Source organism: Sphingobium sp. LMA1-1-1.1, from assembly GCF_040676365.1.
Lineage (GTDB): Bacteria > Pseudomonadota > Alphaproteobacteria > Sphingomonadales > Sphingomonadaceae > Sphingobium.
On the sequence record NZ_JBEGHS010000056.1, the window covers coordinates 183,174 to 191,481 of the forward strand.

The 8,308-nt window shown below is 62.8% G+C and carries 9 protein-coding genes and 1 riboswitch; of the genes, 5 read left to right on the forward strand and 4 right to left on the reverse strand.

Annotated features, from left to right (window positions below; translation table 11 throughout):
- Positions 1-5 precede the first annotated feature (5 nt).
- Positions 6-1,163, reverse strand: a complete 1,158-nt coding sequence (locus tag MRBLMA1_RS19995) for an N-acetyltransferase (RefSeq protein WP_363739251.1) — start codon at positions 1,161-1,163, stop codon at positions 6-8.
- 153 nt (positions 1,164-1,316) lie between these two features.
- Here MRBLMA1_RS19995 and MRBLMA1_RS20000 point away from each other — a divergent pair, with 153 nt between their 5' ends.
- The gene (locus MRBLMA1_RS20000) at positions 1,317-2,384 is read left to right on the forward strand and encodes a fatty acid desaturase family protein (protein WP_363739253.1); all 1,068 of its coding nucleotides are present in this window, start codon (positions 1,317-1,319) and stop codon (positions 2,382-2,384) included.
- A 30-nt stretch (positions 2,385-2,414) separates the two neighbouring features.
- On the opposite strand, the gene lptG is transcribed toward MRBLMA1_RS20000, so the two are convergent.
- Both lptG and lptF read right to left on the reverse strand, forming a co-directional pair.
- Positions 2,415-3,518, reverse strand: coding sequence for an LPS export ABC transporter permease LptG (gene lptG / locus MRBLMA1_RS20005; protein ID WP_363739255.1), 1,104 nt, complete (start codon positions 3,516-3,518; stop codon positions 2,415-2,417).
- Positions 3,519-3,521: 3 nt separating this feature from the next.
- Positions 3,522-4,742, reverse strand: coding sequence for an LPS export ABC transporter permease LptF (gene lptF, locus MRBLMA1_RS20010; RefSeq protein ID WP_363739256.1), 1,221 nt, complete (start codon positions 4,740-4,742; stop codon positions 3,522-3,524).
- Positions 4,743-4,884: 142 nt separating this feature from the next.
- Between lptF and MRBLMA1_RS20015 the strand changes: the two genes are divergently transcribed.
- The 4 genes from MRBLMA1_RS20015 (at position 4,885) to MRBLMA1_RS20030 (ending at position 8,144) form a co-directional block, all read left to right on the forward strand.
- Complete coding sequence (locus tag MRBLMA1_RS20015) at positions 4,885-5,379, forward strand: DUF2141 domain-containing protein (RefSeq protein ID WP_363739257.1); 495 nt, start codon at positions 4,885-4,887, stop codon at positions 5,377-5,379.
- 9 nt (positions 5,380-5,388) lie between these two features.
- Positions 5,389-6,357, forward strand: a complete 969-nt coding sequence (locus MRBLMA1_RS20020) for a diacylglycerol/lipid kinase family protein (protein ID WP_363739259.1) — start codon at positions 5,389-5,391, stop codon at positions 6,355-6,357.
- Positions 6,358-6,506: 149 nt separating this feature from the next.
- Positions 6,507-6,613: riboswitch (SAM-I-IV-variant riboswitch) on the forward strand.
- Positions 6,614-6,656: 43 nt separating this feature from the next.
- On the forward strand, positions 6,657-7,577 hold the full coding sequence (locus MRBLMA1_RS20025; RefSeq protein WP_363739260.1) for a homoserine O-succinyltransferase: 921 nt from the start codon (positions 6,657-6,659) through the stop codon (positions 7,575-7,577).
- Between the two features lie 93 nt (positions 7,578-7,670).
- Positions 7,671-8,144: a 2'-5' RNA ligase family protein gene (locus tag MRBLMA1_RS20030; RefSeq protein ID WP_363739285.1), complete on the forward strand. Its 474-nt coding sequence runs from the start codon at positions 7,671-7,673 to the stop codon at positions 8,142-8,144.
- 12 nt (positions 8,145-8,156) lie between these two features.
- Here MRBLMA1_RS20030 and MRBLMA1_RS20035 read toward each other — a convergent pair.
- Positions 8,157-8,308, reverse strand: a 152-nt coding sequence (locus tag MRBLMA1_RS20035; protein ID WP_363739287.1) for an oxidoreductase C-terminal domain-containing protein, incomplete at its 5' end; no start/stop codon positions are given.

Genomic DNA, 8,308 nt, shown 5'->3' on the forward strand with positions numbered 1-8,308 from the left:
GCTGTTCAGAGCGTCTTTTCGTAGATCTGATAGACCTTGTTCACTCGGCTTTCTATGGCATCGGCGATCGCGTTCATGCCCTGGTTGTCGTCCAGCACCCAGCCGATTTCCCCCCGCGTCGCGCCATAATTGGTAGTGGCGCTGCGGCGGATATATTCGATCATCATGAAGGCAAGCTGGCTGGCCATGCGCGAAGATTGCAACCGCTGGACCACACCCATCAGCGGCACGCGCATGGTGCGGACCTTGGGCTTTCTCAGCCACCAGAGCAGCTTCGCCCAGCCGAAGGGAAAAAGCGAACCGTTGAGGGGTGCTATCGCCTCGTTGAGGTCGGGAAGCGTCATCATGAAAGCAACGGGTTCTCCCTCCAGCTCCGCGATCATGATGAGGTCGTTGAACACGATGGGCTTCAATTGCTTGCCGAAATGCGTGACCTCCTCGTCGGTGATCGGCACGAACCCCCAATTATTGCCCCAGGCGTCGTTCAGGATGTTGAGGATGATTGCCGCCTCGCTGTCGAATCTGGACTTGTCGACCTTGCGGATGCGGATGCGTTCATTCTTCTCGCCTGACTGGACAATGCGCTGGATCAGCGGCGGAAATTGCTGCGTGATGTCCAGTTCATAGGTCTTGAGCTGCTTGACCGCCTGATACCCGGCACCTTCGACCATTGCCCGATATTCCGGCTTGGCATGGCCCATCATTACGGTCGGCCGATGGTCGAAGCCTTCGACCAGCAGCCCCGGTTCCTCCCAGATCGACAGCGAGATCGGCCCCAGCGCACGGGTCATGCCCTTGCCTCGCAGCCACTCCTCCGCCGTTGCGATCAACGCTGCGCCGGTTTCGGCATCCTCTGCCTCGAACAGGCCGAAATTGCCGGTGCCCGGCCCCATGCCTTGCTCGGCCGGCTGGGTCAGAGCCAGATGATCGAGATGTGCGGACACGCGCCCCACCACCCGGCTTCCCCGGCGCGCCAGGAAATATTGCGCCTCGGCATGCCCGAAAAAGGGGTTCTTGCCCGGCGTGATCAGGCTGTACACTTCATCCTTCAGTGGTGGCACCCAGTTCGGATCATCGGCATAGAGCCGCCAGGGCAGATCGACGAAAGCCTTGCGATCGGCCTTGGAAGTTACGGGGGAAATCACCAGTTCTTGATGGGCCACGGCGCAGGACGCTTTCGCTGGAGAGGTTTGGGCAAAGCAGTTCGACGCTTGTTCCGGGAATGTCAATCGGGACATGAGCGGATGTGCCCATGATGATCAAATCGTCATGTTGCTGCCCCAATTGCAGCGCATTTACCCTTTAGGAACCACCGCATGACTGTGCACGATCCCCTTATTGCAGCCGCCTCGCGGACGAAAAGCGCGATCCCGGACGATGCGGCGATGCTGCGCGCGGCGGCCGATCTGACCCGCGAACTGTCGACGGCGCGGCCTGGCATCTATTGGCCCGATCTGCTGGCTTCGGCTTTCATCGGCTATGCCGCCCTGGCGGGAGCGATCATCAGCGGCAATGGCGCGTTCATGCTGGCATTCGGTCTGGTGGCGGTGCTGGCGCTTTATCGCGCGGCAAGCTTCATCCATGAGCTCACCCATATCCGCAAGGGTGCGTTGCCCGGCTTCCGCCTTGGCTGGAACCTCATCGTCGGCATTCCGCTGATGATTCCATCATTCCTGTATGAAGATGTGCATACGCAGCATCACGCCCGCACACGTTACGGCACAGCGAACGATCCGGAATATCTTCCGCTGGCGCTGATGAAGCCCTGGTCGCTGCCGCTGTTCATCATCGTGGCGGTGCTGGCGCCGGTGGGCCTGATCCTGCGTTTCGCCGTGCTGACGCCGCTCAGCCTGATCATCCCGCCCTTGCGGCGCAAGGTGGTGGCGGAATTTTCCGCGCTTTCCATCAACCCTGCCTATCGGCGCCGCGCGCCGGAGGGGGAGTTCGCTCGTCAATGGGCCTGGCAGGAAGCTGGCGCGAGCCTCTTCGCGCTGGCATTGGTCGGCAGCGTCCTGGCCTTCGGATGGAAGCCGCTGCTGACCTATATGGCGGTGCATTCAGCCATGACGGTCATCAACCAGCTCCGCACGCTGGTCGCGCATCTCTGGGAAAATGAGGGCGAGGCGATGACCGTTACCGCGCAATATCTGGACTCGGTGAATGTGCCGCCGCCATCGCCTCTTGCGGCGATCTGGGCGCCGGTGGGCCTGCGCTACCACGCATTGCACCATCTGCTGCCGAGCGTTCCCTATCATGCGCTGGGCGAGGCGCATAAGCGGCTCGTGGCGACGCTGGAGAGCGATTCGCCCTATCATCGGGGGAATTATCCCGGCATGTGGCCGCTCGTCGGCAAGATCGCGCGGTCGACGATGGCGAGGGGCTGAGGCGTCCTTTGGAGGAGGGGGCGTCGACCGCTATTCCTCCGTCCGGAACAGGACCGTCTCGCCCACCAGCAGGAACAGCAGGAAGGGTGCCCAGGCCGCCAGAAAAGGCGGATAGGCGCCCAGATTTCCCATGGCGAGCGAGAAATTGTCCGCAACGAAATAGGCGAAGCCCAGCGCCATCCCCATCACCGCGCGCACGAACAACTGCCCCGAGCGCGCCAGCCCGAATGCGGCCACGGAGCCCAGGATCGGCATCAGCAGCGCGGAAAGCGGGCCGGACAGCTTGTGCCACAGGCTCCCTTCCAGTTCGGCCGTGGGACGTCCCGCATCGTGGAGGTCGCTGATCGCGGCCTGCAACTGGCTGAAGGTGAGGGCGTCGGGATCGACCTTTGCCAGGGTGAACTGATCGGGCCGTATGTCATGGCCGAAGCGAACGGTCCCGACACGGCGCTCCGTACCCCTCGCCACGTCGAACTGCCGCGCGTCTTCCAGCACCCAGCTTTTGGTTGAAGGGTCATAATGACCTCTGGGGGCCTGCACGATGGTCGTCAGCGTGTTGTTGATCCGGTTGAAGATTTCGACCTTACGGAGTTGAACCGCCTTTCCCCGTCCGGCGACGATCGCGGCCGTTACCAGGTTGTTGCCGTCGCGGACCCACGGGCTGGCCTTGATTCCTCTGTCAGGCGGCAGAGGGCCGTAATCCACGGCTTGCCAGGCGGAAAGGCGGGCTGTCGACCGTGCCACGATCCGTTCGTTGAAGGCATAGCTGATCAGCGCCACGCCCAGCGCCGCGGCCAGCAGCGGCGCCAATATCTGGTGCGCCGACAGCCCCGCTGCCTTCATCGAGATGATCTCGCTGTTCTGGTTGAGGCTGGCGAGCATGATCAGCGTGCCGAGCAGCACCGAAAAGGGCAGGAACCGGGCCACGATCTGCGGCGCGCGCAGCGCCACATAATGCCACAGCTGCGCGTCGCCATTGCCGGCATAAGCCAGGATGTCCCCCGATTCGCCCAGCAGGTCGAGCGTCTGGAGCACCGCCACCAGCATCGCCAGCACTGCGAAGGTCCGCGTCAGGAACAGCCGCGCCATGTACCAGCCAAGCTGGCGCGACGGGAAGAAGTTGAATTGATGCATGGGTCAGGCGGCTCCTTCCGCCATGGTTGTCGCCCTTGGCCGCCGCCGGAGGACGCCCAGCAGGCGGAAGACCTGCTTGGCGATCTTCGCGAAGGCAAATTCCAGCGCGGCGATCGGCTGGCCTCCGGGTCGATGCGCGATCACATGATACATCCAGAGGATCAGCCCTGCGAACAGCAGGAAGGGGCCCCAGAGCGCGATGATCGGATCGATCCTGCCCAGCGAACCCACGCCCTGTCCATATTCATTGACCTTGTGATAGGTCACGATGAACACGATCGACAGGAATACGCCCAGCGCCGAAGTCGACCGCTTGGGCGGAATGGCGAAGGCAAGTGCGGCCAGCGGCAGCAGCAGCATCATCGCCACCTCCACCATGCGGAAATGGAAATTGGCGCGTATCTCGTTGCGCAACTTGTCGGGCGTGCCGGGATCGTGGCCGATCATCACCAGTTCGGGAATGGTCTTCTCCCGGTCTACGTCGCGACCGCGGAATTTCTCGATCTGCGGCAGGTCGATCGGCAGGTCGTGGCTGGAAAAGGACAGGATCCGCGGCGATTTATATTTGGGCGCGTCGTTCACCAGCACGCCGTCGCGAAGGCGGAAGATGATGGTGTCGGGATCGTCGGTCGCCAGAAATTCGCCTTGGGCGGCCGTCACCGCCACGGTCTGGCCGTCCTTGCCCGTGGCGCGCACGAAAATGCCCTGAAGGTTACGGCCTTCGTCCAGGCTGCGCTCGATCCTTAGCGTCATCCGCTTGCTCAGATTGGTGAATTCGCCCACCTTGATCGATGCGCCCAGCGCCCCCGACCGCAGCTCGAAGCGTAGCGCCTCATAGGCATGGCGCGACAGTGGCTGGACGAAGCCGACAATGCCGAAATTCAACAGTGCCAGCGCAACGGCGTACATATAGGGCACGCGCAGCAGCCGCCCGTAGGACAGGCCGACCGCCCGCATCACGTCCAGCTCCGACGACAGGGCCAGCTTGCGGAAGGCCAGCAATATGCCCAGCATCAGGCCGATCGGAATGCCCAGCGACAGATATTCGGGCATCATGTTCGCCAGCATGCGCCACACGACGCTGACCGGTCCGCCTTCCGCCGCGACGAAGTCGAACAGGCTCAGCATCTTGTCGAGCACCAGCAGCATGGCCGAGATCACCAGCGTGCTCAACATGGGCAGGGCGATCAGCCGAGCGAGATATCTGTCTGTGGCCGTCAGCATTCTCTATGTGGTCGTCCCATCACCATGATTTGGCCGCAAACCCCGCCCATATGCGATTCAGGTAGGTTGCGGGGCGAACAGGGGCTCGCCATCCAGTGACACTGGCCAGTGTCACTGGGCGGCTATAGCTTCACGGAGTTGGATGGTCATGTTCAAAGTTGCAATGGGTCTGATGTCGGTGGGGGCTTTGTTCGCCGCCGCCCCGGCGATCGCCCATGGTATGGAGATCGGCAACGACCTGGAACGCTGCTCCGCCGATGCCAAGGGGCCGGCGGTCCTGGTCGACGTGCGTGGCTTTGCCGCCTCGACCGGGAAGGTGCGGGTGCAGTCCTATCCGGCGACCAGGGCGGCCTGGTTGGCCAAGGGCGAATGGCTTGGCCGTATCGACGTTCCGGTGAAGGCCGTGAGTGGCCAAATGCGCTTCTGCATGCCCGTACCGCAGGCCGGCCGATACGGCATTGCCGTTCGCCACGACCGCGACGGCAACGGCAAGACGGACTTTTCGCGCGACGGCGGCGGATTTTCCAACAATCCGTCGATCAACATCTTCAACCTGGGCAAGCCGGGCGTCGAAAAGGCCGCTTTCTATGCGGGTCCGGGCGTGACGAAGATCACCATCAACCTCAAATATATGTGATCCCCCGACATGGTTCGCGTCGCCCTTCTGTCCAATCCCAAGTCCACGGGCAACCGGCAGACGCTTCCGCGCGTGCGCAGCTATTGCGCCAGCAACCCCGACATCTTCCATTATGAGGTGGAGCATGTCGACCAGATCGGCCGGGCGCTTCAGACCATTGCCCGCGTGGATCCCGCCGTCATCGTCATCAACGGCGGGGACGGCACGGTGCAGGCGGCGCTGACGGAACTGTACCAGGGCGAGCATTTCAAGGGCCGCGTGCCGCCCATCGCGGTTTTGCCCAATGGCAAGACCAACCTGATCGCGCTGGACCTTGGCATCCACGGGGATCCGATCAAGGCGCTGGAACGGATCGTCCAGATCGCGAAAGCGGGCGTCGACGACCATGTCGTGGCGCGCGAGCTGATCGCGTTGTCGGACGGGCAGGCGGAAAGCCGGCCGGTGCTGGGCATGTTCCTGGGCGGAGCGGGGCTGGCCGATTACATGCTCTATTGTCGGAACCAGATCTATCCGCTGGGCCTGTCCAACGGCCTCAGCCATTTCCTGACGGTGATAGCGGTGCTGGTGTCGCTGGTCTTCGGCATTCGTGCCCGATTCCTGCCGCAATCCAGCCGTCCGGTGCGCATTTCGCTGATCCGCGACGGACAATTGGCCGGGCGCTTCGCGGTGCTGATTGTGACGACATTGGAACGATTGTTGCTCGGCGTGCAGCCGGGGGACAGCCGGCGCGGCAATATGAAGCTGATGGCGGTGGACCAGAGCCTGTCGGCCCTGCTGCGCCTCTTCTGGGCGAGCGTCACCAGGCGGGTCGGCAAATCGCAGATGCAGGGCATTCATCTGGAGCAGGGCGACGTCATCCGCATCGAGGGCGACCATAGCAGCGTCATATTGGACGGCGAACTGTTCGAGGCGTCGGAGGGCAAGCCCATCGTGCTGCGTTCGACAGAGCCTGTGCCGTTCCTGCGATTGGCGGCCTGAGGGAGCAAGGGGCGCATTCAGCGACGCTGAGCCCCCGCTGGCCCATGCTCCCGCACAGGACGCGGATGGTCTGATGGGATAGCTCTCGAAGTTTTCCTTTCCGTTGTGAAAGCAGCAATTGCCAAAGGCCTGCCAGCGGCCTATTGAGCGCACAGCATCAAGAGTTGGGACGACGCCCAACGCCAACCTGCCGATCCGGGCAAGGTGGCACTCCCCCAAGGAGGATGTGGCCGATCCGGCAACCAAGCGGACCCAAGCCACATCGTTAAGCGTCGCCCGGTAGCAGGGAATGACGTGACGTGCCGATCAAGATAGCTGACGAGCTGCCCGCCCGCCGGACATTGGAAGCCGAAGGCGTCGTCGTCATGCGCGAAGCCGATGCCGTGCGGCAGGATATCCGCCCGCTCCGCATCGCGTTGCTCAACCTCATGCCCAACAAGATCAACACGGAGACGCAGCTTGCCCGGCTGCTCGGGGCAACGCCCTTGCAGGTCGAACTGACGCTGGTGCGGATCAGCGACCATATTTCCCGCAACACATCCGCTGATCATATGGCGTCCTTCTATCGTCCGTGGAGCGATGTCCGGGACCAGCGTTTCGATGGTTTCATCATCACCGGAGCGCCGGTCGAACAGCTTCCCTTCGAAGCGGTGAGCTATTGGGACGAACTGCGCGCGATATTCGATTGGACGCAAACCCATGTGCATCGCTCGCTCAGCATTTGCTGGGCGGCGCAGGCGGCGCTGCATCATTTCCATGGCGTCGGGAAACATGTGCTGGACCGCAAGGCTTTCGGCCTGTTCCGCCATCAGGTCCATGTGCCTTCATCGCCCTGGATGCGGGGCTTTTCAGATTATTTCAGCGTGCCTGTGTCCCGCTGGTCGGAGGTGCGGCGGGAGGATATTCCGGACGGGCGGGGCTTGCAGATATTGACTGATAGCGCTGAATCGGGCCTATGCCTGATCGGTGATCCAGGGTTCGGTTTCCTGCATATGTTCAACCATCTGGAATATGACACGCTGACCCTGGCCGAGGAATATGCGCGCGATGGGGCGAGGCAGTTGCCGTCGCATTATTTCCCTGACGATGATCCGGCGAAGGCGCCGCAAAATCACTGGCGGAGTCATGCGCACCTGCTGTTCGGCAACTGGATCGATGAAATGTACCAGACCGTGCCGTTCGATCTTGACGCGGTGGGGCGACTGTTGTCGGCGGCATAGAGCGCTGCGTCATGCGTTGGCGAATGAAGGGGCAGGGCATTGGCGCATGAGGTTTCGACGGCACCGATCGCACCGATCGTCGTGACGGCGCTGATGGGCGCGGCGGATTTCGGCTGGGCTGAAGGGCTGCGCCGCGCGCATTTCCCGCCCGAACGCAATCGGGTTCCGGCGCACATCACGCTGTTCCATCATCTGCCGCCCTCCGCCATGGATGAGGTGGCGCGCCGGTTGAAGGCCCTTTGCGCGGGGCGGGCGCCAGTGGCGAGGCTGGCTGAGGTGATGTTGTTGGGGCGGGGTGTCGCCTATCGGGTGGAAAGCCCGGAATTGATGGCGATGCGCGACGAACTGGCGGACGCCTTTGCCGGACTGCTGGTGCCGCAGGACCAGGGCCGGCCGCGTTTCCACATCACCGTGCAGAACAAGGTCGATCGGGCGCAAGCGCAAGCGCTGGCGGACGAACTGGGACGATCCTTTCGTCCCAGGCCGCTCGCCATCGCCGGGCTTGCGGCCTGGCATTACCGCGGAGGACCGTGGGAATTGGCAGCGAAGGCCAACTTTCGCGGCTGACCTTCGCTTCCGTCAGGCGAGACCCACTTCTTTGAGCGGGACGCCGGGGTCGGCGAGCTGTGCCTGGTCGAGCAGTGCGCCGGAAATGACATGGGCTCGGCCCTGGACATAATCCTTGACCGCATTGACGCAGTCGAGCGCGATGAGCCTGCCGGACTTGAGAT

What these genes read in the sequence shown, in the direction of transcription:
- lptG (WP_363739255.1), bottom strand. Translation starts at nt 3,518, where the DNA reads ATGCATCAATTCAACTTCTTCCCGTCGCGCCAGCTTGGCTGGTACATG.
- MRBLMA1_RS20000 (WP_363739253.1), top strand. Translation starts at nt 1,317, where the DNA reads ATGACTGTGCACGATCCCCTTATTGCAGCCGCCTCGCGGACGAAAAGC.
- MRBLMA1_RS20015 (WP_363739257.1), top strand. Translation starts at nt 4,885, where the DNA reads ATGGTCATGTTCAAAGTTGCAATGGGTCTGATGTCGGTGGGGGCTTTG.
- MRBLMA1_RS20020 (WP_363739259.1), top strand. Translation starts at nt 5,389, where the DNA reads ATGGTTCGCGTCGCCCTTCTGTCCAATCCCAAGTCCACGGGCAACCGG.
- MRBLMA1_RS20030 (WP_363739285.1), top strand. Translation starts at nt 7,671, where the DNA reads ATGGGCGCGGCGGATTTCGGCTGGGCTGAAGGGCTGCGCCGCGCGCAT.
- lptF (WP_363739256.1), bottom strand. Translation starts at nt 4,742, where the DNA reads ATGCTGACGGCCACAGACAGATATCTCGCTCGGCTGATCGCCCTGCCC.